Consider the following 23,154-nt stretch of genomic DNA (forward strand, 5'->3'; position numbering starts at 1 on the left):
CCGGACCGTCGTCGGCAGGAGGAGCGCTCAGCCCAGCTGGGCGGCGAGCGCGCGCAGCCGGTTCAGGGACGAGTCCTTGCCGAGGATCTCCAGGGACTCGAACAGCGGCGGGGAGATCCGCCGGCCGGAGACGGCGGTGCGGACGGGGCCGAAGGCCAGGCGGGGCTTGATGCCCAGGCCGTCCACGATGGCCTCACGCAGCGCGGTCTCGAGGGCGCCGGCGCTCCAGTCCTCGAGCGGCTCGAGGGCGGCGAGCGCGGCCTGCAGGACGTCGCCGGCGGAGTCCTTGAGCTGCTTGCGGGCGTCGTCGGCGACCTCGATCTCGTCGTCGGCGGCGAAGAGGAAGGACAGCAGCTCGGGAGCCTCGCCGAGCAGGTTCATCCGCTCCTGGACCAGCGGGGCGGCCCGGTCGAGGATCTCCTGCTGGCGCTCGTCCAGGGTCTCCCCCAGCACGCCGCCGGCTTGCAGGTAGGGGACGAGCCGGTCGCGGAAGTCCTCGGGGGCGAGCCTGCGGACGTGGGTGCCGTTGATCGCGGTGGCCTTCTTGAGGTCGAACCGCGCGGGGTTCGCCAGGACGTCGTGGACGTCGAAGTGCTCCACGAGCTGCTCCACCGTGAAGACGTCCTCGTCCGCGGACAGGGACCAGCCCAGCAGGGCCAGGTAGTTGAGCAGTCCCTCGGGGACGAACCCACTGTCCTTGAGGTGGAAGAGGCTGGACTCCGGGTCGCGCTTGGACAGCTTCTTGTTGCCCTCGCCCATGACGTAGGGCAGGTGGCCGTACTCGGGCACGGACGTCGCGAGGCCGATCTCGACGAGGACGCGGAAGAGCGCGATCTGGCGCGGCGTCGAGGAGAGCAGGTCCTCCCCGCGCAGCACGTGGGTGATCCCCATGAGGGCGTCGTCCACGGGATTGGTGAGGGTGTACAGCGGCTGGCCGTTGGCGCGCACCACCACGTAGTCGGGGATGGAGCCGGCCCGGAAGACGATCTCGCCGCGGATCATGTCGTGGACCACGATGTCCTCGTCCGGCATCCGCAGCCGCAGCACCGGTTCCCGCCCCTCGGCCCGGTAGGCCGCGACCTGCCCCTCGGTGAGGTCCCGGTCGTAGTTGTCGTAGCCGAGCTTGGGGTCGCGGCCGGCGGCGCGGTGACGGGCCTCGACCTCCTCCGGGGTCGAGTAGGCCTCGTAGACCGCCCCGTGCTCGAGGAGCTTCGCGGCGACGTCGCGGTAGATGTCCAGGCGCTGGGACTGCCGGTAGGGGGCGTGCGGCCCACCGGTCTCCACGCCCTCGTCCCAGTCGATCCCCAGCCAGGCCAGCGCCTCGAGCAGCTGCTGGTAGCTCTCCTCCGAGTCGCGCTGGGTGTCGGTGTCCTCGACGCGGAAGACCATGGTGCCGCCGGTGTGCCGGGCGTGGGCCCAGTTGAACAGCGCGGTGCGGATCAGCCCCACGTGCGGGGTGCCCGTCGGGGACGGGCAGAAGCGCACGCGCACGGGCGAGGAGGTGGTCGAGGCGGTGGCCGGGGTGGCGGACGTGTCGGTCATGGCTCTTTCGTGGATCGGTCGGGGGCTGGGCGGGGTCATGCGGTGGTGCTCCGGGGCTCGCGCGGATCGGCGGCCAGGGTCGGCGGCGCCGCTCGGCGGTGGCGGTCGGCGGCGCGGGTCAGCGGCGCAGGACGGTCGGCAGGACGCCGATGCCCTCGACCTCCACCTCGATCCGGTCGCCCTCGTCCACGATCCCGACGCCGGCGGGCGTGCCCGTGAGGACGACGTCGCCCGGCAGGAGCGTGAACGCCTGGGAGACATAGGAGACGAGGAACGGGACGTCGAAGACCATGTCCCGGGTGTTGCCGTCCTGCTTGGTCTCGCCGTTGACGCGGCTGCGCACCGCGAGGGCGGAGGTGTCGAGGTCCGTCTCGATCCACGGCCCGAGCGGGCAGGCCCCGTCGAAGCCCTTGGCGCGCGCCCACTGGCCGTCGGTCTTCTGCACGTCGCGGCCGGTGAGGTCGTTGGCGGCGGTGTAGCCGAAGACCACCTCGGGCACGCGCTCCACGGGGACGTCCTTGCACATCCGCCCGATGACGACGGCGAGCTCGCCCTCGTAGGAGACCTGCTCGGTCCACGAGGGCAGCGTGACGGGGTCGCCGGGTCCGGCGACGGACGTGTTGGGCTTGAAGAACAGCAGCGGGGAGGTGGGCAGTTCGTTGCCCAGCTCCGCGGCGTGGTCGGCGTAGTTGCGGCCGACGCAGACGATCTTGGAGCGCGGGATGACGGGGGCCAGGAGGCGGACGTCGGCGATGTCGTGGCGCTGCTGGGTGGGGGTGATCCCGGTGTAGAAGGGGTCGCCCGCGAGGACGGTGACCGTCTCCTCGCCGGCGGCGCCCTGCACCGCGCCGAAGTGGATCTCGTTGTCGACCGTGAACCTGGCAATTCGCATGGGACCAGGCTATCCCACGGCCTGCGGGGGTCCGCGCGGCCCCCGGTGGCGCCACCGGGGGCCGCCGGCGCTCAGACCAGGCGGGTCAGCCAGCCGTGCGGGTCCTGCGCGCGGCCCGTCTGGATCTCCAGGAGCTGCTTGCGGATGTCCATGGTGACCTCGCCGGGCCGGGCCCCTTCGTCGCCGATGGTCTCCTCGGCGGAGACGAGCCGGCCGATGGGCGTGATGACGGCGGCGGTCCCGCACGCGAAGGCCTCGGTGATGGTCCCGGCCTGCCAGCCCTCGCGCCACTCGTCGAGGGTGAAGCGGCGCTCCTCGACCTTCATGCCACGGTCCTCGGCGAGCTGGATGATCGAGCGGCGGGTGACGCCCTCGAGGATCGTGCCGGTGAGCTCGGGGGTCACCAGGCGGCCGTCCTGGTACACGAAGAACACGTTCATGCCGCCCAGCTCCTCGACGGCGTCGCCGCGGTCACGGTCCAGGAACATCACCTGCTGGCACCCGTGGGCGTCGCCCTCCATCTGGGCGATCAGGGAGGCGGCGTAGTTGCCGCCGCACTTGGCCGCGCCCGTGCCGCCGCGACCGGCCCGGGCGTAGTCGCGGGAGAGCCAGATGTCCACGGGCTTCACCGGGCCGCCGAAGTAGTTGCCGGCGGGCGAGGCGATCACCGAGTACAGCACCTGCCGGGACGGGCGCACGCCCAGGAAGGCCTCCGTGGCGATCATGAACGGGCGCAGGTACAGGGACTCGCCGTCCCCGTCCGGGACCCACTGCTCGTCCACCGACACGAGCTCACGCAGCGAGTCCAGGAACATCTGCTCGGGCAGCTCCGGCAGCGCCAGCCGGCGGGCCGATCGGTTGAGCCGGGCGGCGTTGGCCTCGGCCCGGAACGTCCACACGGAGCCGTCCGCGTGCCGGTAGGCCTTGAGCCCCTCGAAGATCTCCTGGCCGTAGTGCAGCACGGCCGCGGCGGGGTCCAGGACCAGCGGCCCGTACGGCTCGATCCGGGGGTCGCTCCAGCGACCCGTCCCCTTCTCGACGTCCCCGAACCAGTCGATCTTCACCATGTGGTCCGTGAAGTTCGTGCCGAAGCCCGGATCGGCCAGGATGGCCGCCCGGACCTCCTCCGGGACCGGGTCCTGGCTGAGGTGGTGGGCGAAGGTGGTGGGCTGTGTGGTCACTGCGTCTCCCTGCGAGGTCGACCCCGTGGCGACCGGCACGCGGGGCTCAGCTGTTGGTTCCGTGCCCCAGCCTATCCCCGGAGCACGGCCGGACCCGCTCAGGCCAGGGCGGCGAGCACGCCGTCGCCCACCTGGGCGGTGGTGCGGGACTCGTTGCCGTGCGCGGCGAGGTCCTGCTGCACGGCGGCCTCGATCCGGGCGGCCGGCCCGGCGAGGCCGAGGTGCTCCAGCATCATGGCGGTGGCGAGGATCGCCGCCACCGGGTTCGCCCGCTGCTGCCCGGCGATGTCCGGTGCGGAGCCGTGGACGGGCTCGAACATCGACGGCGCGGTGCGGTCCGCGTTGATGTTGCCGGCCGGGGACAGGCCGATGCCGCCCGTCACCGCCCCGGCGAGGTCGGTGAGGATGTCCCCGAAGAGGTTGTCGGTGACGATGACGTCGAAGCGCGCCGGGTCGGTCGTGAGGAAGATCGTGGCGGCGTCCACGTGCAGGTAGTCGACGGTGACGCCGGGGAACTCGGCGCCGACCTCCTCGACCAGACGCGCGTAGAGGCGGCCCGCGTTGACCAGCACGTTGTGCTTGTGGACCAGGGTGAGCTTCCGGCGCTCCCGCACGGCGGCGAGCTGGAAGGCGTAGCGCACGAGGCGGCGCACGCCGTGGGCGGTGTTGAGCGAGACCTCCGTGGCGATCTCGGCGTCGGTGCCGCCGCGCAGGACGCCGCCGTTGCCGGCGTAGGGTCCCTCGGTGCCCTCCCGCACCACCACGAAGTCGATGTCCCCGGGGTCGGAGAGCGGGCTGGTGGTGCCGGGGAAGAGCCTGGACGGGCGGAGGTTGACGAAGTGGTCGAGGCTGAAGCGCATCTTCAGCAGCACGTCCCGCTCGATGATCCCGGAGGGGACCCGCCGGTCGCCCGGGGCGGCGCCCACGGCGCCGAACAGGATGGCGTCGTGGGCCCGCAGCTCGTCCAGCGTCCGATCGGTGAGGGTCTCGCCTGTGTCCAGCCAGTGCTGCGCACCGAGGCCGAACTCCGTCTTCTCCACCGTGACCCCGGCCGCGCCGGTCACCGCGTCGAGGACCTTCTCCGCCTCGGCCACGACCTCGGGGCCGATGCCGTCACCGGGGACGAGGGCGATCTTCAGGTGGGAGGGGGCGGCTGCGGATGTCGGCTGGCTCATGGCCCCAGGATAGGAGCACGGCCGCCCCTCCGACCACGGTGTGGACGGACGTCTCGGATGTTGGACACCGGGTCGGCGTTCAGGCCTGGAGCGCCGCGGGCTCCTCGTAGCGCGGGAACACCGGCGCGGGCGGCGGCAACTCCGTCCCGGCCACCAGCGGCGTGCCCAGGGCGGCGAACAGCCGGGCCGAGCCCTGGTCCTGGCCGAGCACGTCGAGCAGCCGGGCGGCGGCGTCCGGCACCACCGGCTGGACGAGGATCCCGACCACGCGCACCACCTCGAGCGTCACCCAGAGCACGGTCGCCATCCGCTCGGGGTCGGTCCTGCGCAGCTTCCAGGGCTCCATGGCGGTGAAGTACCGGTTGGCCTCGGCGACCACCCGCCAGATCCGCTCGAGCGCCCGGTGGAACTGCTGCTCGTCGAACTCGGCGCGCACCGGCTCGTAGAGCTCCGCGGCGGCGGCGAGCATGGCGCGGTCCTCGGGGGTCAGCTCCCCCGGCACCGGCACCCGGCCCGCGCAGTTCTTCGCGACCATCGACAGCGAGCGCTGCGCGAGGTTGCCGAGGTCGTTGGCGAGGTCCGAGTTGATGCGGTTCTTGATCCCGTCGTGCGAGTAGCTGCCGTCCTGGCCGAACGGCACCTCCCGCAGCAGGAAGAAGCGCAGCGGGTCGAGACCGTACTCGGCCACGAGGGCGTGCGGGTCGATGACGTTGCCCACGGACTTGGACATCTTCTCGCCCTGGTTGAACAGGAAGCCGTGGGCGAAGACGCGCTTGGGCAGGGGCAGCCCGGCGGACATCAGGAACGCCGGCCAGTACACGGCGTGGAAGCGCGCGATGTCCTTGCCGATCACGTGCGCGTCGGCCGGCCAGTACCGCCGGAAGGTCTCGGCGTCGGTCTCCGGGAAGCCCACGCCGGTGAGGTAGTTGGTCAGGGCGTCCACCCACACGTACATCACGTGGTCCGGGTTGCCGGGCACGGGCACGCCCCAGTCGAAGGTGGTGCGGGAGATCGAGAGGTCCTCCAGGCCCGAGCGCACGAACGAGGCGATCTCGTTGCGCCGGGTCTCGGGGTGGACGAAGCCCTCCTGCTCGTAGAGGGCGAGCAGCCGGTCCTGGTAGGCGGAGAGGCGGAAGAAGTAGGACTCCTCCTCGGTCCAGGTGACCTCCGTGCCGGTGCCCGTCGAGCACCGCACGCCGTCCTCCCGGAGCTCGGTCTCGTCCTCGCCGTAGAACGCCTCGTCGCGCACGGAGTACCAGCCGGCGTACTTGCCGAGGTAGATGTCCCCGGCCTCCTCCATCCGCCGCCAGATGGCCGCCGACGCCGCGTAGTGGTCGGCGTCCGTGGTGCGGATGAAGCGGTCGTAGGAGATGTTCAGGGCGTCGTCCATCTCGCGGAAGCGCGCCGAGTTGCGGTCCGCGAGCTCCCGGGCCGTGAGGCCCTCCTTCTCCGCGGTCTGCTGCATCTTCTGGCCGTGCTCGTCGGTGCCGGTCAGGAAGCGGACGTCGTAGCCGTCCAGCCGCTTGAACCGGGCCATGACGTCCGTCGCGATGACCTCGTAGGCGTGCCCGATGTGCGGGGTGCCGTTGGGGTAGGCGATGGCCGTGGTGATGTAGTACGGGGTGCGGTGGGAGGAAGTCACGGCCTCCACTCTACCGACCGCGGGGATCGTGCGCGCCCGGGTGCGTGGGGGGCGGAGCCGGCGTGCGGCACGCGGGCTCCGACGTCCGGCCTGCGGGCCGCCCCGGGACCGCGGCGACCGGCTGCGCTCTCCGGGCACGACTCCCGGCACGACTCCGGGCAGGACTCCGGACGCGGCGAGGGGCCGCGGTGCCCTCGACGTAGTCGGCGTCCGGCGAGGTCCACGCGAAGAGCTTGCGCAGCTCCCGGCCGGTGACCTCGATCGGGTGGGACTCCTCCTTCTCGCGCAGCTTCTTGAACTCCGCGCCCCCGTTGTCCTGGTCCTCGATGAAGCGCTTGGCGAAGGTGCCGTCCTGGATGTCGGCCAGCACGGCCTTCATGTTCTCCTTGACCGCCGGGTTGATCACCCGGGGCCCGGAGACGTAGTCGCCGTACTCGGCGGTGTCGGAGATCGACCAGCGCTGCTTGGCGATGCCGCCCTCCACCATGAGGTCCACGATGAGCTTGAGCTCGTGCAGCACCTCGAAGTAGGCGATCTCCGGCTGGTAGCCGGCCTCGGTCAGGGTCTCGAAGCCGTACTGGACCAGGTGGGACATGCCGCCGCACAGGACCGCCTGCTCGCCGAAGAGGTCGGACTCGGTCTCCTCGGTGAAGGTCGTCCTGATCACGCCGGCGCGGGTGCCGCCGATGCCCTTGGCGTAGGACAGGCCCAGCTCGAGGGCCCTGCCGGAGGCGTCCTTCTCCACGGCCACGAGGGCGGGCACGGCGCGGCCGGCCTCGAACTCGCGGCGCACGGTGTGGCCGGGGCCCTTCGGGGCGACCATGACGACGTCGACGCCCTCGGGGGCCTCGATGTAGCCGTAGCGGATGTTGAACCCGTGGGCGAAGAAGATCGCGTCGCCCTGCTCCAGGTTCGGGGCGATGGACTCGGCGTAGACGTGGCGCTGGACCTGGTCCGGCGTCAGGATCATGATGACGTCGGCTTCCTTGACGGCGTCCGCGACGGTGAGCACGCGCAGGCCCTCGGCCTCGGCCTTGGCCCGGGAGCGCGAGCCCTCGGCGAGGCCGATGCGCACGTCCACGCCCGAGTCGCGCAGGTTCAGCGCGTGGGCGTGGCCCTGGGAGCCGTAGCCGATGACGGCCACGGAGCGGTCCTGGATGATCGAGAGGTCGGCGTCGTCGTCGTAGAAGATCTCTGCCATGGGGTTGTCTCCTTGAAGCATGGGTGGGCGCGGCGGGTGCGCCGCCGCGAGGTGGTTGGGGTGTCTGTGGGCCGGCGCCCGCGGCCACCGCCGCCCGGGGGCGTCAGTGGCGCAGGGCGCGGTCGCTCATCGACTTGGGACCACGTCCGAGGGCCAGCGTACCGGCCCGGACGATCTCCCGGACGCCGAAGGGCTCCAGGATGTCCAGCAGCGCCCGGAGCTTCTCCGGGGCGCCGGTGGCCTCGATGACGAGCGACTCGGTGGAGACGTCGACAACGGTGGCCCGGAACAGGTCTGCGGCTTGGGTGACCTGCAGACGGGTCGCGGCGTCGGCGCGGACCTTGACCATGATGTGGTCGCGTTGCACCGACGACTCGGTGGTGAGCTCGACGATCTTGATGACGTTGATGAGCTTGTTCAGCTGCTTGGTGACCTGTTCGAGCAGCTCGCCCTCGGCGTCCACCACCACGGTGATGCGGGAGACGCCGTCGAGCTCCGTGGGGCCCACGGCGAGCGAGTCGATGTTGAAGGCCCGGCGCGCGAACAGTCCGGCCACCCGGGTCAGCACGCCCGGCTTGTCCTCGACGAGCACGGAGAGGGTGTGTCGGCTCATGGGTCAGTCCTCCTCGTCCCAGTCGGGGGTCATGTTGCGGGCGATCTGGATCTGGTCGTTGGACACGCCGGAGGGCACCATCGGCCACACCATCGCGTCGGCGGAGACCACGAAGTCGATCACCACGGGGCGGTCGTTGATCTCCAGCGCCTGCCGGATGACCTCGTCCACGTCCTCGTCCCGGGTGCAGCGCAGGGCGGCGCACCCGTAGGCGTCGGCGAGCTTGACGAAGTCCGGCACCATGATGCTGTCGTGGCCCGTGTTCAGGTCGGTGTTGGAGTACCGGCCGTCGTAGAACAGCGTCTGCCACTGGCGCACCATGCCCAGCGAGGAGTTGTTGATCACCGCCACCTTGATCGGGATCTTGTTGATCGTGCAGGTGGCGAGCTCCTGGTTGGTCATCTGGAAGCAGCCGTCGCCGTCGATCGCCCACACCACCCGGTCGGGCTGGGAGACCTTGGCCCCCATCGCCGCGGGGACGGCGAAGCCCATGGTCCCCAGCCCGGCCGAGTTCAGCCACTGCCGGGGCCGCTCGTACTGCACGAAGTGGGAGCTCCACATCTGGTGCTGGCCCACGCCGGAGACGTAGACGGCCTCGGGGCCGGTGAGCGCGGAGATCCGCTCGATGACGTGCTGCGGCGACCCCAGGCCGTCGGCCGGCTTGGGGTAGCCCAGCGGGTAGGTGGCCTGCAGGCTGCTCAGCGCGGTCCACCACGAGGAGAGGTCGGGGCTGCCGCCGCGCTGGAACTCCTGGCGCACGGCGGCCACGAGGTCCGGCAGGATCTCCTTGACGTCGCCCACGATCGGGACGTCGGCGGTGCGGTTCTTGGAGATCTCGGCGGGGTCGATGTCGGCGTGGATGATCTTGGCCGTGGGGGCGAAGGTCTCCAGGTGGCCGGTGACGCGGTCGTCGAAGCGCGCGCCGAGGGTCACGAGCAGGTCCGCCTGCTGCATCGAGTACACGGCCGGGACCGTGCCGTGCATCCCGGGCATCCCGAGGTTCTGCTCGTGGGAGTCGGGGAACACGCCCCGTGCGGTCAGCGTGGTCACCACGGGCGCGCCGGTCAGCTCGGCGAGCTCCATGAGCTCGGCGGCCGCGTCCGCGCGCATGGTCCCGCCGCCCACGTAGAGCACGGGCCGCTGGGCCGCCGCGATGAGCTTGGCGGCCTCCCGGATCTGCTTGGCGTGCCCGCGGGTCACGGGCCGGTAGCCGGGCAGGTCCATCCGGGGCGGCCAGCTGAACGTCATGGTGTCCTGCTGGGCGTCCTTGGCGATGTCCACGAGCACCGGGCCGGGGCGGCCGGTCGAGGCCAGGTGGAACGCCTCGGCGAGCACGCGCGGGATGTCCTGGGCGTGCGTCACCAGGTAGGAGTGCTTGGTGACGGGCATCGTCATCCCGACGATGTCCGCCTCCTGGAAGGCGTCGGAGCCGATCACCTTGGACGAGACCTGCCCGGTGATCGCGACCATCGGGATGGAGTCCATGTGCGCGTCCGCGAGGGCCGTGACGAGGTTCGTGGCGCCGGGGCCGGAGGTCGCGATGCAGACGCCCACGCGGCCCGACGCGAGGGCGTAGCCCTCGGCGGCATGCCCGGCGCCCTGCTCGTGGCGGACCAGGATGTGGTTGATCTTGTCCGTGTCCATGAGCGGGTCGTAGGTCGGCAGGATCGCGCCGCCGGGGAGGCCGAAGACGTCGGTGACCCCGAGCTCCTCGAGCGCCCGGATGACGGCCTGGGAGCCGGTCATCGCCGTGGGGGCCACCGTGTTGCTCGGGCCCATGACGGACGGGACGGCCGGGACGGACTTCTCCGGGGCCCCGGGGGGCCGGTGGTCGGCGGCGGTTTCCGCGCGCTTGGTGGCCATCAGCGCTGGGCTGATCGGCTGTCCCTTGCTCATGTCACTGTCCTTCTGGTCTGGCCTTCTGGGCTGGTGGTGCTGTTCCGGCTCGGACGCCGCTCCCCGGGGGCGCCGGGCAAGAAAAAAGGCCCTCGCTGCACCGGGAGGTGCGACAGGGCCCTTGCGCTCGACCGGTCGTCGGCTCAGGCCCCGCGTCCGACGAGAACGCGTACCGTGAGCTGGACGACACCGTGGCTGAGTTGCATGCTTCCATGCTCTGCCGCCCACCGGGGCGTGTCAATCTTCGGACGCCGTGTCCCACGATGTGAGACACGGCACGTCCGGTGCTAGTGCTCCTCGGCCGCCGGGACGTCGAGCCGGCCCTCCTGCTGCAGGAACAGCGGCCGCTCCCCCGCGGCGATGCGCTCGAACTGGGTGCGCAGCAGCCGCCGCACGCGCGGCTTGTAGGACGTGCAGGAACCGCCCGTGTGCGGGGTGAGGATCGCGCCGGGGGCACGGAACAGCGGGTGGTCCCCGGGGAAGGGCTCGGGCTCGACGACGTCGAGCGCACAGCGGAGCCGTCCGGACACGACCTCCTCGGTCAGCGCGGCGGTGTCGACCACCCGGCCGCGGCCCACGTTGACCACCAGGGCGTCGTCGGGCAGCAGGGCCAGCACGCGGGCGTCGACGAGGCCGTCGGTCGCGGCGCTCGCGGGCAGGGCCACCACGAGCACGTCGGCGTCGGGCAGCAGGGCCGGCAGCTCGTCGGCGCCGTGCAGGGCACCGCGCTCGTCGGTGCGGGCGCGGGAGGCCACCCGCGTGACCTCGACCTCGAAGGGGAGCAGCCGGTCGACCACGGCGGAGCCGATCTCCCCCACGCCCAGCACCAGGACACGGCTGTCGGCCAGGCTGCGGGTCCCGAAGCGGCGCCAGATCCCGTCGCGCTGCTGCAGCACGGCGCGGTCGAGCTCCCGCTGGGCTGTGATCATCAGGCCCAGGGCCAGCTCGGCGGTCCCGGCCGCGTGCACCCAGCCCGCCGTCGAGAGGGCGAGGTCGGGCCCGATGGCCTCCGGCACGCCGTCGAACCCGGTGCTCTGCAGCTGCACGAGCCGCAGGCGCGTCGCGGCGGGCAGGGCCCCGGTCCAGCCGCCGGTGAAGTACGGGGCCACCGCCACGTCGATCTCGTCGGCACGGGCTCCGACCGGGTCGCCGGCCATGTCCCACAGGACGTAGCGGAAGCCCGGGACGCGGGCGCTCAGGTGGTCCACGAGCTCCTGCTCCGGCAGGGAGACGACGCGGAGCTCGGAGAGCGGAACGGACGGGACGGCGGGCGCGGGGACCGGTGCGGAGGGCATGACCGTCATGCTAGACGCCGCCGCGGCCCGGGCGGCGGCGCGGAATGGACAAGGCGGGACGAGCTGGTAGAGTACTTTCTCGTTGCGAGACGGAACCGGCGCCGGCCGGCCGGCGCGATTCGGCCCCCGGGCCGGGCGCGTGCTACTGTTCTTGCCGCACCACCCGCGCCTCTAGCTCAATTGGCAGAGCAATTGACTCTTAATCAATGGGTTCTCGGTTCGAGTCCGAGGGGGCGCACCACAGCAGAACCCCACCGCGGAGCACCGCGGTGGGGTTCTTCGTCGTGCCCGGAACATCACCGGGGCCGGCGTCCGGTCCTCCCGGCCACCGGCTCCGGGCCGCGCACGGCGGGCACGAAAAAACCCGGGGTCGTCGTCGTACCCCGGGTGCTCCCGGCGGGGCCCACCACCTCGTGACCTCCGGCGCGCTCGCGCCGTTGCCCTCGGCCCCCACCGGTCCTCTCGCCCGACCATCCCGCCCGGCGGTGCAGCCACCGCCGGCCGCGGCCGGATCAGGGGGTGTCCCCCTGGGTGCCGGCCTCGGCGATCTCGCGGGACTCCTCGGGCGTGGTCGCGTCGGCGGACCCGGCGTCGGTGACCGTCCCGTCCGGCTGGACCCGCAGCTTCCAGCGGGCGCCGCCGAGCGTGGTGATGATGTCGGCCAGGGTGCGGCGCAGGTTCTCGTCCGTGAGCAGCCCGTCGTCCACCAGCTCGTCCTCGAGCTGGGTGGCGGCCTCGAGGATGCGCTGGCCCTCCGGGGTGATCGACACGAGATGGCTGCGGCGGTCGTGGACGTTCTTGGACCGGGTGACGTGGCCGTGCAGCTCGAGCCGGTGCAGCGTCTTGCCCATGGTCTGCGCCTGCACCCGGACGCGGTGCGCCAGCTGGGCCTGGGTCATGCTCCCCGCCGTCTTCAGCACGTCCAGCGCCATGACGCCCGCGTGGGTCACTCCGAGCGTGGCCAGGCGCTCGTTCCACGCGTGCTCCACGAGCCGGGCCGCGGTCGAGAGCAATCGGTTGGTCGGCCATTGAGTGGTGAAAGGCATGCAAAGCAGTCTACCGACCCGGAACACGGAATACAGCACCATGCTAAGCAAACTTATGAGCATTTCTCCGCGCGTGAACGATCGCCGGACCGGGGCGCCCCCGCGCCGGCCGGAGTCCCGCCCGGGGCGAGCGACGGTAGTGTTCGTGCTCCGAGGCCGTCCCGCGGCACCGGCACCACGACCGGAAACACCACCGACACGACGGAGGAGCATCCCCATGGCAGCACGTCTCGAACCCGGCCGGAAGGCACCCGACTTCGCCCTGCCCGACGCCCACGGCAGGACCGTCTCGCTCGCCGACCACCGCGGGCAGCGGGTGGTCGTCTACTTCTACCCGAAGGCCTCCACCCCCGGCTGCACCACGCAGGCGTGCGACTTCCGGGACAGCCTGGCGCGCTTCGCCGCGGACGGGTTCGCCGTGCTCGGCATCTCCCCGGACCGCCCGGAGGCCCTGGCGCGGTTCGCCGAGGAGCAGTCCCTCACCTTCCCGCTGCTCTCCGACGCCGACCACCGGGTCGCCGAGGCGTACGGGGCCTGGGGCGAGAAGAAGAACTACGGGAAGACCTACGAGGGCCTGGTGCGCTCCACCGTGGTGGTCGGCCCCGAGGGCGACGTGGAGCTCGCGCAGTACAACGTGCGCGCCACGGGACACGTGGCGAAGCTGCGCCGCGACCTCGGCCTGGAGGGCTGAGGCTAGGATGGGCGGAGGGGCCCGGGCGGGCCCCTTTCGGCGCGAGTGGTGGAACTGGCAGACACGCAGGATTTAGGTTCCTGTGCCCTGACCGGCGTGCGGGTTCGAGTCCCGCCTCGCGCACCCGACGGTCCCCGGGCACGGTCCGGAGCCGGCGCACGACGACACCGACGACCGATCCGGCGAGGCAGCGAAGGACCCATGGCGCCCAGGCGAACCCCCCGCACCGCGGCCGCGCTCGCGCTCGTCGCAGGGATCCTCGCCGGCTGCGCCCCCGCGGGCGAGGAGCCCGGCGCCCCGGCCGCCTCGCGGTCCGTGCCGAGCACGGAGTTCGTGTTCGCCAACGCCGCTGCCGCCCCCACCCTGGACCCGGCCACGGTCAACATCCTGGAGACCTCCCGGATCGGCGCCCAGATGCTCGAGGGCCTGGTCTCCGCCGACCCCTCCACGGGGGAGGCGGTGCCGGGCCTGGCGAGGTCGTGGGCGCGCTCCGAGGACGGGCTGAGCTACAGCTTCGAGTTGCGCCGGGACGTGCGCTTCCACGACGGCACCGACCTGGACGCGGCGGCGGTGTGCGCGAACTTCGAGCGCTGGGAGGCCCTCGCCGCCGACGGGGCGCGGACCCCGTTCGCCACTGTCCTGCGCACCGGCGTCCCCGGCACCGAGCCCCTCTACGCGGGGTGCGCCGCGGCGTCGGACTCCTCGGTGGTGCTCTCGCTGACCGCGCCGCACACCCCTCTGCTCCGGGCGCTGACGCACCCCGCGTTCGGGATCGCGTCCCCCGCGGCCCTGGCGGCCGGCACGCACGAGACCCACCCCGTGGGCACCGGCCCCTTCCGCTACGAGTCGGGGGACGGGACGAACGTGGTGCTGAGCGCGAACCCGGACTACTGGGGCGAGCTCGGGGACATCGGCCGGCTCGAGTTCCGCACGATCGCCGAGCCCGAGCTGCGCTACGTGGCACTGCGCCTCGGCCAGGTGGACGGCTACGACCAGGTGGGCCTGGACTCCTTCGCCCCGCTCGCCCGCGAGGGCGTGCAGGTCCTCCAGCGCGACCCGTACTCCGTGTCCTACCTCGGCATCAACCAGGACGTGGCGCCACTGGACGATCCCGACGTGCGCGCGGCGATCGCCGCCGCCGTGGACCGCGGCGCGATCGTGCGCGAGCACTACCCGGACGGCACCCGGGTGGCCAACCAGTTCCTCCCCGCACGCTTCGCGATGGACGGGACCGACCTGCAGGTCCCGTCGTACAACCCCCAGCGGGCCCGGGAGCTGCTCGCGGGCTCGTCCTACGCCGGCGAGCCGCTGCGGTTCCACTACCCGCGCAGCACCTCCCGCACCTACATGCAGGAGCCCGAGAAGATCTACGCCGACATCGCGGCCCAGCTCGTGCGGGCGGGGTTCGTGATCGAGCCCGTCCCGGTGGACTGGTCGGACGGCTACGTGGAGCGGGTCCAGGACCCGGAGGGCGACCACGCCCTGCACCTGCTCGGACTCAACGGCGGGTACCGCGACCCGGACTACTTCACGGCCGCCCTGTTCGGCTCCCCCCGCGGGGAGTTCGGCGTGGACTCCGCGTCGCTGTTCGCCGCGGTCGACCGCGCGGCGGCGCTGCCCGACGGCGAGGACCGGTCGAGCGCCTACGCGTCGATCAACAACCGCGTCTCCCGCCTGCTCCCGGCGGTCCCCCTGGCCCACCCGATCTCGGCGGTCGCCGTCGGCGACTCCGTGACCTCCTTCCCCCTGAGCTCCACGGGCAACGAGATCTTCAACCGGGTGGACCTCGGCACCGCCGAGTGAGGACCGGCCCGGACGCGCCCCGGCTCCATTCGGGGTTCGCCGGGGCGTGGCGATAGTCTGATCCCGACCACTCACCGGCGCAGCGCCGGGCGTTCAACGGGAGCATCGACTGTGACAAGACCTCAGGCAACGGAATCGACCGACGTCCTCCTGATCGGCGGCGGCATCATGAGCGCCACCCTCGGCGTGTTCCTCAAGGAGCTCGAGCCGCAGTGGGACATCACGATGCTGGAGCGCCTCGACCAGGTGGGCGCGGAGAGCTCCAACGTCTGGAACAACGCCGGCACCGGCCACTCCGCCCTCTGCGAGCTCAACTACGCTCCCCAGGCCGCCGACGGGTCCGTGAACCCGGTGAAGTCCCTGGGCATCAACGAGCAGTTCCAGCTCTCCCGCCAGTTCTGGGCCTCCCTGGTGTCCGAGGGCAAGCTGCGGGAGCCCAGCTCCTTCATCAACCCGGTGCCGCACATGTCACTGGTGTTCGGGGACGCCCACAGCGACTACCTGCGCCGCCGCTGGGAGGCCCTCCGGCCGAACAAGCTCTTCGAGCGCATGGAGTACACCGAGGACCGCGAGAAGATCGCCGAGTGGGCGCCGCTGACCATGCACGGCCGCGGTGCCGGGCGCGTGGCGGCGTCCTGGTCCCCCGAGGGCACCGACGTCGACTTCGGGGAGCTGACCCGGCAGCAGGTCGCCCACCTGCGGGCCCGCGGCGGCGAGGTGCGCTACGGCCAGCAGGTCCTGGACCTCGACCGCCAGGGCGACGGCACCTGGGTGGCGAAGGTCAAGAACCGCCTCAACTCCGAGGGCCACCGACTGGTGCGCGCGAAGTTCGTGTTCGTGGGAGCCGGCGGCGGCGCCCTGCCGCTGCTGCAGAAGTCCGGCATCCGCGAGGCCCGCGGCTACGGCGGGTTCCCGGTCTCCGGCCTCTGGTTGCGCAACTCCGACGAGGGCGTGGCCGCCCAGCACAACGCCAAGGTCTACGGCCAGGCCTCCGTGGGCGCCCCGCCCATGTCCGTCCCGCATCTGGACACCCGTTACGAGCACGGACGGCGCGCGCTGCTGTTCGGCCCCTTCGGCGGGTTCAAGCCCAACTTCCTGAAGCAGGGCTCCTACCTGGACCTGCCCCTGTCCGTGCGCCCGCACAACATCTACCCGATGACCCGCGCGGGCCTGGCCAACCTGGACCTGGTGAAGTACCTGCTGAGCGAGCTGGCCAAGTCCAAGGGCCAGCGGGTCGAGGCGCTGCAGCAGTTCTATCCCACGGCCGACGGCTCGCAGTGGGAGCTGGTCGAGGCCGGGCAGCGCGTGCAGGTCATGAAGCGGGACAAGGAGAAGGGCGGCGTGCTGCAGTTCGGCACCGAGCTCATCACCGCCGCGGACGGCTCCATCGCGGGGCTGCTGGGGGCCTCCCCCGGAGCGTCCACCGCGGTGCCCATCATGCTCAACCTCCTGGCGAAGTCCTTCCCGGCGCGGATGTCCGGGTGGGAGCCGCGGATCAAGGAGATCATCCCCTCCTACGGCGTGAAGCTCAACGACAACCCGCAGCTCGCGGACGAGGTCATGGGCCGCACCGCCCAGGTGCTCGGCATCAACTGACGCCGCGCCGACCGGCACGGCGGCGGACAACACCGCGGCGACCGGCATCGCAGCAGCTGACACCGCGACCCACCGCACGGCACCGGCCGGCGCGGTGACCGCGGGACGAGGCCCCCGGACCGGCCGGTCCGGGGGCCTCGTCGCCGTCCGGTCCGTCCCGGCCGCAGCCCCGGTGACCTGTCGGTAGGCGGCGGTACGCTGAGGGGCGTGCCTCCCGGCCCTGCCGGGACGCCCTCGACCTTCCCTCCTCAAGGAGCACGAGTGTTTCTCCTCGCCCGCGCGTCGATGGCCAACCGAGCCCTGATCGTGCTCATCACGCTGTTCGTCGCCCTCTTCGGGGTGCTCAGCATGCGCTCCATGCAGCAGGAGCTGATCCCGTCCCTGGAGATCCCCGCCATCAGCGTGGTCTCGGCGATGCCCGGCGCGTCCGCGGAGGTCGTCGACGAGCAGGTGGGCCGGCCGCTGGAGCGCGCGCTCAACATCGTGGAGGGCCTCGAGAGCTCGACGTCCACCTCGCGCAGCGGGCTGTCCAACATCCAGCTCGGCTTCGAGTACGGCACCGACCTGGACCGGGCGCGCAACCAGGTGGAGCGGGCGATCTCCAACGTGCGCACGCAGCTGCCCGACGACGTCGAACCCACCGCGTTCGCCGGCTCCGTGGCGGACTTCCCCATCGTGTTCCTGGCCGTGTCCTCCGACGAGGACCTCAGCCCGCTCGCGGCGGACCTGGAGCGGCTGACGGTCCCGGACCTGCAGCGGATCGAGGGCGTGCGCTCCGCCGAGGTCAGCGGCGCCCCCGAGCAGGTGGTCTCGATCCTGCCGGACCGGGCCGACCTCGCCCGGGCCGGCGCCACGCCCGCCGACATCCGCACCGCGCTGGAGGAGAGCGGTGGCCTGGTGCCCGTGGGCAGCGTGGACGACGGCGCCACGACCCTGCCCGTCCAGGCCGGCTCCCCCCTCGACTCCCTCGAGGCCGTGGAGGGCGTCCCGTTGCCCCTCCCGGAGGACGCGCCCGACGGCGCCCGGCCCAGCACCGTCGGCGAGGTGGCCACCGTGGAGCTCGCCGAGCAGGAGCAGACCTCGATCACCCGCACCAACGGGGAGCCGACGCTCGCCCTGTCCGTGACCAAGACCCCGGACGGGGACACGGTGGGCATCTCCCGGGCGGTGGAGGAGATGATCCCCGAGCTCGAGGAGGACCTCGGCAACGGCGCCGAGATCACCGCGGTCTTCGACCAGGCCCCCTACATCGAGCAGTCGATCGAGGACCTCACGGTCGAGGGCCTCCTGGGGCTCGCGTTCGCCGTGCTCGTCATCCTGGTCTTCCTGGCGTCGCTGCGCTCGACGCTGGTCACCGCGATCTCCATCCCGCTGTCCCTGCTCGCCACGTTCATCGGGATCAATGCCCTGGGCTACTCCCTGAACCTCCTGACCCTGGCGGCGATCACCCTGTCCGTGGGGCGCGTCGTGGACGACTCGATCGTGGTGATCGAGAACATCAAGCGCCACTACGGCACGGTCGACCTGCGCACCGACCCCGCCAACGCCAAGCGCCGGGCCATCCTCACCGCCGTGCGCGAGGTCGCGGGCGCGATCACCGCCTCGACCCTCATCACGGTCGCGGTCTTCGTGCCCATCGCGTTCGTCGGCGATGTGACCGGCGAGCTGTTCCGCCCCTTCGCCCTGACCACGACCATCGCGCTGTTGTCCTCGCTGGTGGTGTCCCTGACCATCGTGCCCGTGCTGGCGTACTGGTTCCTGCGGGACCCCCGCCTGGCCCGGCGCACCCGCGGGACACCGGCGGGTCGCCCCGCGCCCTGGGCCGGGAGCAAGGGCGGCACTGCGGCCGGCAGCGCGGTGGGGACGCCGCCGCGGCTGGCGCAGGGCTACCTCCCGGTCCTGCGCGGCACGCAGCGCCACCCGTGGGCCACCCTCGCGGTCAGTGTCCTGGTCCTCGGCGGCACGGCCGCCCTGCTGCCGGTGCTGCCGACCAACCTGCTCGGGGACACGGGCCAGAACACCATGACCATCGAGCAGGACCTGCCGCCCGGCACCGCGCTCGCGGTGACCTCCGAGCAGGCGAGCCGCGCCGAGGAGGTGCTCGACCGGACCGAGGGCATCGAGGACGTGCAGGTCACCATGGGCCCCGGCGGCGGTTTCTCCGCGTTCCTGCCCGGCAGCGGCACCAACAGCGCCACCTTCTCCGTGACGACGGACGCCGCGGTGGACCAGGAGCAGCTGCGCCGCACCGTCGGCGAGCGCCTGGACCGGCTGGACGGCGCCGGGGAGTTCTCGGTGCAGGGCGCCCAGGGCTTCACGAGCAACGACGTCGAGATCTTGGTCACCGCCACGGACCAGGAGACGCTGGCGGAGGCCGACGACGCCGTGGTGCGTGCCGTGCGGGAGCTCGGCTCCGCCGGGCAGGTCACGAGCAACCTGGCCGCGACCCAGCCCACCGTGGTGGTCACGGTCGACCGGGCGGCCGCCGCCGGCCGTGGGCTGAGCGAGGAGCAGGTCACGGGCGCGCTCGCCGGCACCGTGAACCCCCTGCCCGCCGGGTCCATCGACCTGGACGCCGACTCGGTCGCCGTGACCATCGGCGAGGGCCTCGCCGTCGAGGACGTCGAGGGGCTGCGGGCCCTGCCGGTGCCGGCGGCGGGCGGGACCGTCCGGCTCGACGAGCTGGCCGAGGTCGAGGAGGCGCTCACCGTGGAGACCATCACCTCGAGCAACGACCAGCGCACCGCCACCGTGGCCGTCACCCCGGGCGGCAACGACCTCGGCGCCACGAGCGCCGAGGTCCGGGACGCGCTCGCGGGCCTGGCCCTGCCGCAGGGCGCCTCGGCAGAGCTGGGCGGAGCCGCCACCGAGCAGGAGACCACGTTCCGGCAGCTGGGGCTGGCTGTGCTCGCCGCCATCGCGATCGTCTACGTGGTGCTCGTGGCGACCTTCAAGTCGCTGGTCCAGCCGTTGATCCTGCTGGTGTCGATCCCCTTCGCGGCCACCGGCGCGGTGCTCGCGCTGCTGGCCTCCGGAGTGCCGCTGGGCCTCGCCTCGCTCGTGGGCGTGCTGATGCTCGTGGGCATCGTGGTCACCAACGCGGTCGTGCTGATCGACCTCATCAACCAGTACCGGGGCCGGGAGCACCGCATGGGCCTGGAGGAGGCCATCGAGAAGGGCGCCACCCGCCGGCTGCGGCCCATCGTGATGACGGCCCTGGCCACCATCCTCGCGATGACGCCCATGGCGCTGGGGGTCACGGGACAGGGAAGCTTCATCTCCCAGCCGCTGGCCGTGGTGGTGATCGGCGGGCTGATCTCCTCCACCCTGCTGACCCTGGTGCTCGTGCCGGTGCTCTACCGGCTCGTGGAGGCGCGCAAGGAGGAACGGCACCGCCGCCGGGAGGAGCGGATCACGGCCCTGGCCGGGGCCGGAACAGGACGCCCGGCGCGCGGGACGTGACATCCGTCACCGTGCGCACTTTCGTGGACGTTTGCTCTTGGAAATACAGGCGAGCGCACCCCGACAAGATGCACCGGTGACGTCCGCGGGCTATCATCCGCGCAGGTCACGCCGGGAAACCTGGACGCTCCGCGGACCGCGCGGCCCGTGGCTGGAGGGGGCATCCCCCGAAAGGGGGGACACCCGGGCACCGCACACCGATGTAACCGGGTCGTAGCATTAACCTGTGACCCGCAGAGAAACAGATCGTGTGCAGAACAGCGCCGACGCCTGGGAGGCCCTCTTCAGGGCCCAGGTGACGGTCATGCGGCGTCTCCAGCGCCAACCCGAGTTCGCGGAGCTGTCCGCCCGCGAGTACGACGTCCTGTTCAACCTCTCCCGCTCCGACGAGACCGGCATGCGCCTCAACGAGCTCAACGAGTACGTGCTGCTGACCCAGTCCAGCCTCAGCCGGATGCTCGAACGTCTCGAGCTCAAGGGACTGGTGCACCGCTGGCAGGACCCGCAGGACCTGCGGGGGCTGCGGATCCGGCTCACCGACCGTGGCCGGCAGATGCAGGTCCAGATCGCGGAGCAGTTCCGGGTGCACGTCCACGAGCTGATGTCCGCGGGCCTGGACCCCGAGGAGCTGCGCATCCTCGCCCGCCTGGCCGACCGCCTGCGGGAAGCCGTCAACGACCTCTGAGCCGGACTCCCCGGCCGGCCTCTACAGCGGGAGGACGACCCGGGCCTCCGGGTCCTCGTGCCCGGGCGCGGAGGACTCCGCGGACACCCGCATCTCACCCAGGGTGATCTCCCCCTGGAGCGTGGTCAGGAACGCTGTCTCGGAGGCGTCCACGCCCGTGGCGATGCGCACGAACTCCGTTCGGGGGGCGAGCCCGGTGGCGTCCAGAACGTACCAGGCGCCGTGGTGCCAGGCCTCGACCACCGCGTGGAAGTCCATGGGGGACAGCCCCGGCGCGTAGACCGACACGAGCCGCGCCGGCACCCCGAGGCCCCGCAGCAGGGTGATGAGCAGGTGCGCGTAGTCCCGGCACACGCCCTGCCGGGTGAGGAACGTGTGAACGGCCGTGTCGGTGGCCGTCGAGGAGCCCACCACGTAGTCCAGGTGCTCGTGCACCCAGTCCCGCACCCGCTGGAGCGTCTCGTAGCCGCCACCGCGGGCCCCGGGGAAGAGGGCATCGGGGGTGCCGGCCATCTCGTCGAAGGGGCAGAAGCGGCTGGGCCGGGTGTAGCGGACGACGTCGACGGACTCCCCCGGAGGCGGCGAACCGGCCCTTCCGTCCAGCTCCAGGGCGTAGGACACCGTGCACTCCGTGCCGCCCGGCACCCGGGCCAGGTGCAGCCGCGTGCCGTGCAGGTCCTGCGCCTCCTCGAGCGCGGCCTCGGCCCCGTCGACGCGCAGGCTCAGTCGCTCGCCGGGGCGCGCGCGGCCCGTGGGGTGGGCGATCGCGAGGGAGAACACCGCCAGGTGGTCGGTCTTCGCCGCGAAGTCGATCTCCGCAGCGACGGTGCGCCGGGTGGTGGGCACGAAGGGCCTCCTGGTCGGGGGGAACATGGGGCAGACCCGTGATCCGCCCGTCCCATTGTCGCTCACGACGGCAATTCATCAGTACACTGATGCAGGAGACATCCCCCACACGCCCCGCCGCCGACCGGAGCCCGCACACCGCACCCGGCGGCCGATCGCGAAGGACCCAGCATGGCCCAGGACACCACCCAGGACAGCCGCTCCAAGGAGCACACCGCACCGGACCCCGAGGACCCCCGCAAGCCGGACAGCCCCTCCGAGATCAGCAAGCCCGCGTGGGGCTACGTGGTCAAGCGCGCGCTCTCCGAGTTCTCGAAGGACAACTGCACGGATCTCGCGGCGTCGCTGACGTACTTCGCGGTGCTCTCGCTCTTCCCCGCCCTGCTCGCCCTCGTGTCGCTGCTCGGCGTCTTCGGCCAGGGCGAGGCCACCACGAACGCGATCACGGGGTGGCTGGACGACTACGCACCGGCCGAGCTGACCACCCTGCTCGAAGGGCCCATCAACAACCTCACCACGCAGACCGGCGCCGGGCTGGCCCTGTTCACCGGTATCCTCGGCGCCCTGTGGACCGCCTCCGGCTTCACAGGGGCCTTCGGCAGGGCGCTGAACCGGATCTACGAGGTGGACGAGGGCCGTCCCATCTGGAAGCTCCGGCCCATGAACCTGGTCGTGACGCTGACCCTGGTCGTCATCGTGGCGGTCATCCTCGTCGCCCTCGTCATCTCCGGGGACCTCGCGCGCATCGTCGGCGACGTCGTCGGGCTCGGAGACACCGCCGTGATGGTGTGGAACATCGCCAAGTGGCCGGCCGTCGTCGCGCTGGCAGTGCTGCTGCTTGCCGTGCTCTACTACTTCACCCCCAACGTGCAGCAGCCCAAGTTCCGCTGGATCAGCCTCGGTTCCCTCGTCGCTCTGCTCGTGGCGGCCATCGCGGTGGCCCTGTTCGCGTTCTACGTCAGCAACTTCTCCTCCTACAACGCGACCTACGGCATCATCGGCTCCGTGATCGCCCTGTTGCTGGGCCTCTGGATCATCAACAACGTCCTCCTGCTGGGCGCGGAGATCGACGCGGAGGTCGAGCGCGGCCGCCAGCTGCAGGGCGGGATCAAGGCCGAGGAGACCATCCAGCTGCCCCCGCGCGACACCCGCCAGGTCGACAAGAAGGAGAAGAAGGAGGAGAAGCTCGTCGACCAGGGCCGCAAGCTGCGCCTCGAGCACGAGCACATCGACTACTCCTCCGACGACTCCAAGAGCGACGACTCCAAGAGCGACGACTCCAAGAGCTAGGACGGCCGGTCCCGTGCCGGCCCGGCACCGCGCGTGCCGGGCCGGCGTCCGTCCGCACGGCAGGCCCGCCCGGCGGGCCGCGGTCCTCCTGCGCCGCACCGCGGGCCCGGCGTCCTTCCCTACACTGGGGAGCGGAGTTCCGGACCGGAACCGTCACGCCGTCCGCAGGAAGGACCATTCCCGATGCACGAGGTCAGAGCAGTCGTCGTCAAGGCGAAGAACGAACCAGCGGTCGTGGAGACGATCCTGGTGCCGGATCCCGGGCCGGGGGAGGCGCTGGTGGACGTGCTCACCTGCG

Annotated in this window: 16 protein-coding genes, 2 tRNA genes and 2 pseudogenes; 9 read left to right on the plus strand and 11 right to left on the minus strand. The window is 71.9% G+C overall.

Annotation, left to right across the window (positions count from 1 at the left end):
* Positions 1–27 precede the first annotated feature (27 nt).
* The 9 genes and pseudogenes from gltX to ABD220_RS13420 form a co-directional block, all read right to left on the minus strand.
* Entirely contained in the window at positions 28–1,542 is a 1,515-nt protein-coding gene (gene gltX, locus ABD220_RS13380) for a glutamate--tRNA ligase (protein ID WP_344123342.1), read from the minus strand.
* Positions 1,543–1,660: 118 nt separating this feature from the next.
* Positions 1,661–2,434: a fumarylacetoacetate hydrolase family protein gene (locus ABD220_RS13385; RefSeq protein ID WP_344123343.1), complete on the minus strand. Its 774-nt coding sequence runs from the start codon at positions 2,432–2,434 to the stop codon at positions 1,661–1,663.
* 71 nt (positions 2,435–2,505) lie between these two features.
* Positions 2,506–3,615, minus strand: a complete 1,110-nt coding sequence (locus tag ABD220_RS13390) for a branched-chain amino acid aminotransferase (protein WP_344123345.1) — start codon at positions 3,613–3,615, stop codon at positions 2,506–2,508.
* A 98-nt stretch (positions 3,616–3,713) separates the two neighbouring features.
* A complete protein-coding gene (locus tag ABD220_RS13395; RefSeq protein WP_344123347.1) occupies positions 3,714–4,790 on the minus strand; it encodes a 3-isopropylmalate dehydrogenase in 1,077 nt (358 codons plus the stop codon).
* Positions 4,791–4,869: 79 nt separating this feature from the next.
* The gene (metG, locus tag ABD220_RS13400) at positions 4,870–6,432 is read right to left on the minus strand and encodes a methionine--tRNA ligase (RefSeq protein ID WP_344123349.1); all 1,563 of its coding nucleotides are present in this window, start codon (positions 6,430–6,432) and stop codon (positions 4,870–4,872) included.
* Between the two features lie 181 nt (positions 6,433–6,613).
* A pseudogene (gene ilvC / locus ABD220_RS13405) lies at positions 6,614–7,633 on the minus strand (ketol-acid reductoisomerase); the annotation flags it as partial.
* 103 nt (positions 7,634–7,736) lie between these two features.
* Complete coding sequence (ilvN, locus tag ABD220_RS13410) at positions 7,737–8,246, minus strand: acetolactate synthase small subunit (RefSeq protein WP_344123350.1); 510 nt, start codon at positions 8,244–8,246, stop codon at positions 7,737–7,739.
* A 3-nt stretch (positions 8,247–8,249) separates the two neighbouring features.
* Positions 8,250–10,142, minus strand: coding sequence for an acetolactate synthase large subunit (locus tag ABD220_RS13415; protein WP_344123351.1), 1,893 nt, complete (start codon positions 10,140–10,142; stop codon positions 8,250–8,252).
* A gap of 287 nt (positions 10,143–10,429) precedes the next feature.
* Positions 10,430–11,437 carry an NAD(P)-dependent oxidoreductase gene (locus ABD220_RS13420; RefSeq protein ID WP_344123353.1) on the minus strand — a complete coding sequence of 336 codons (1,008 nt, stop codon included), beginning with the start codon at positions 11,435–11,437 and terminating at the stop codon, positions 10,430–10,432.
* A gap of 165 nt (positions 11,438–11,602) precedes the next feature.
* Here ABD220_RS13420 and ABD220_RS13425 point away from each other — a divergent pair.
* Positions 11,603–11,678 (plus strand) — tRNA-Lys (locus tag ABD220_RS13425).
* A gap of 271 nt (positions 11,679–11,949) precedes the next feature.
* Here ABD220_RS13425 and ABD220_RS13430 read toward each other — a convergent pair.
* Positions 11,950–12,483: a MarR family winged helix-turn-helix transcriptional regulator gene (locus ABD220_RS13430; RefSeq protein ID WP_344123355.1), complete on the minus strand. Its 534-nt coding sequence runs from the start codon at positions 12,481–12,483 to the stop codon at positions 11,950–11,952.
* A 217-nt stretch (positions 12,484–12,700) separates the two neighbouring features.
* On the opposite strand from ABD220_RS13430, the gene bcp reads away from it, so the two are divergent.
* The 6 genes from bcp to ABD220_RS13460 all read left to right on the plus strand — a co-directional run bounded on the left by bcp (position 12,701) and on the right by ABD220_RS13460 (position 20,720).
* Positions 12,701–13,174 (plus strand): thioredoxin-dependent thiol peroxidase, encoded by a 474-nt coding sequence (bcp, locus tag ABD220_RS13435; RefSeq protein ID WP_344123357.1) that lies wholly within the window; start codon positions 12,701–12,703, stop codon positions 13,172–13,174.
* A gap of 39 nt (positions 13,175–13,213) precedes the next feature.
* A tRNA-Leu gene (locus tag ABD220_RS13440) sits at positions 13,214–13,297 on the plus strand.
* Between the two features lie 78 nt (positions 13,298–13,375).
* Positions 13,376–14,977 carry an ABC transporter substrate-binding protein gene (locus ABD220_RS13445; RefSeq protein ID WP_344123358.1) on the plus strand — a complete coding sequence of 534 codons (1,602 nt, stop codon included), beginning with the start codon at positions 13,376–13,378 and terminating at the stop codon, positions 14,975–14,977.
* A 111-nt stretch (positions 14,978–15,088) separates the two neighbouring features.
* Positions 15,089–16,573 carry a malate:quinone oxidoreductase gene (locus ABD220_RS13450; protein ID WP_344123359.1) on the plus strand — a complete coding sequence of 495 codons (1,485 nt, stop codon included), beginning with the start codon at positions 15,089–15,091 and terminating at the stop codon, positions 16,571–16,573.
* A 261-nt stretch (positions 16,574–16,834) separates the two neighbouring features.
* The gene (locus ABD220_RS13455) at positions 16,835–20,035 is read left to right on the plus strand and encodes an efflux RND transporter permease subunit (protein WP_344123360.1); all 3,201 of its coding nucleotides are present in this window, start codon (positions 16,835–16,837) and stop codon (positions 20,033–20,035) included.
* 250 nt (positions 20,036–20,285) lie between these two features.
* On the plus strand, positions 20,286–20,720 hold the full coding sequence (locus ABD220_RS13460) for a MarR family winged helix-turn-helix transcriptional regulator (protein ID WP_344123361.1): 435 nt from the start codon (positions 20,286–20,288) through the stop codon (positions 20,718–20,720).
* A gap of 21 nt (positions 20,721–20,741) precedes the next feature.
* Here ABD220_RS13460 and ABD220_RS13465 read toward each other — a convergent pair whose 3' ends face one another.
* Complete coding sequence (locus ABD220_RS13465) at positions 20,742–21,566, minus strand: transglutaminase-like domain-containing protein (protein ID WP_344123362.1); 825 nt, start codon at positions 21,564–21,566, stop codon at positions 20,742–20,744.
* A 171-nt stretch (positions 21,567–21,737) separates the two neighbouring features.
* Between ABD220_RS13465 and ABD220_RS13470 the strand changes: the two genes are divergently transcribed.
* Together ABD220_RS13470 and ABD220_RS13475 are read left to right on the plus strand one after the other, a co-directional pair.
* The gene (locus ABD220_RS13470) at positions 21,738–22,856 is read left to right on the plus strand and encodes a YihY/virulence factor BrkB family protein (protein WP_344123364.1); all 1,119 of its coding nucleotides are present in this window, start codon (positions 21,738–21,740) and stop codon (positions 22,854–22,856) included.
* Positions 22,857–23,039: 183 nt separating this feature from the next.
* Positions 23,040–23,154 (plus strand): annotated as a pseudogene (locus ABD220_RS13475) (S-(hydroxymethyl)mycothiol dehydrogenase); the annotation flags it as partial.

The organism is Kocuria aegyptia (genome assembly GCF_039530085.1).
Classification (GTDB): domain Bacteria; phylum Actinomycetota; class Actinomycetes; order Actinomycetales; family Micrococcaceae; genus Kocuria; species Kocuria aegyptia.

Excerpts from the sequence above, each read along its gene's own strand:
- gltX (WP_344123342.1), bottom strand. The coding sequence starts at position 1,542 with ATGACCGACACGTCCGCCACCCCGGCCACCGCCTCGACCACCTCCTCG.
- ABD220_RS13385 (WP_344123343.1), bottom strand. The coding sequence starts at position 2,434 with ATGCGAATTGCCAGGTTCACGGTCGACAACGAGATCCACTTCGGCGCG.
- ABD220_RS13395 (WP_344123347.1), bottom strand. The coding sequence starts at position 4,790 with ATGAGCCAGCCGACATCCGCAGCCGCCCCCTCCCACCTGAAGATCGCC.
- ilvN (WP_344123350.1), bottom strand. The coding sequence starts at position 8,246 with ATGAGCCGACACACCCTCTCCGTGCTCGTCGAGGACAAGCCGGGCGTG.
- ABD220_RS13415 (WP_344123351.1), bottom strand. The coding sequence starts at position 10,142 with ATGAGCAAGGGACAGCCGATCAGCCCAGCGCTGATGGCCACCAAGCGC.
- ABD220_RS13420 (WP_344123353.1), bottom strand. The coding sequence starts at position 11,437 with ATGCCCTCCGCACCGGTCCCCGCGCCCGCCGTCCCGTCCGTTCCGCTC.
- ABD220_RS13430 (WP_344123355.1), bottom strand. The coding sequence starts at position 12,483 with ATGCCTTTCACCACTCAATGGCCGACCAACCGATTGCTCTCGACCGCG.
- bcp (WP_344123357.1), top strand. The coding sequence starts at position 12,701 with ATGGCAGCACGTCTCGAACCCGGCCGGAAGGCACCCGACTTCGCCCTG.
- ABD220_RS13445 (WP_344123358.1), top strand. The coding sequence starts at position 13,376 with ATGGCGCCCAGGCGAACCCCCCGCACCGCGGCCGCGCTCGCGCTCGTC.
- ABD220_RS13470 (WP_344123364.1), top strand. The coding sequence starts at position 21,738 with ATGGCCCAGGACACCACCCAGGACAGCCGCTCCAAGGAGCACACCGCA.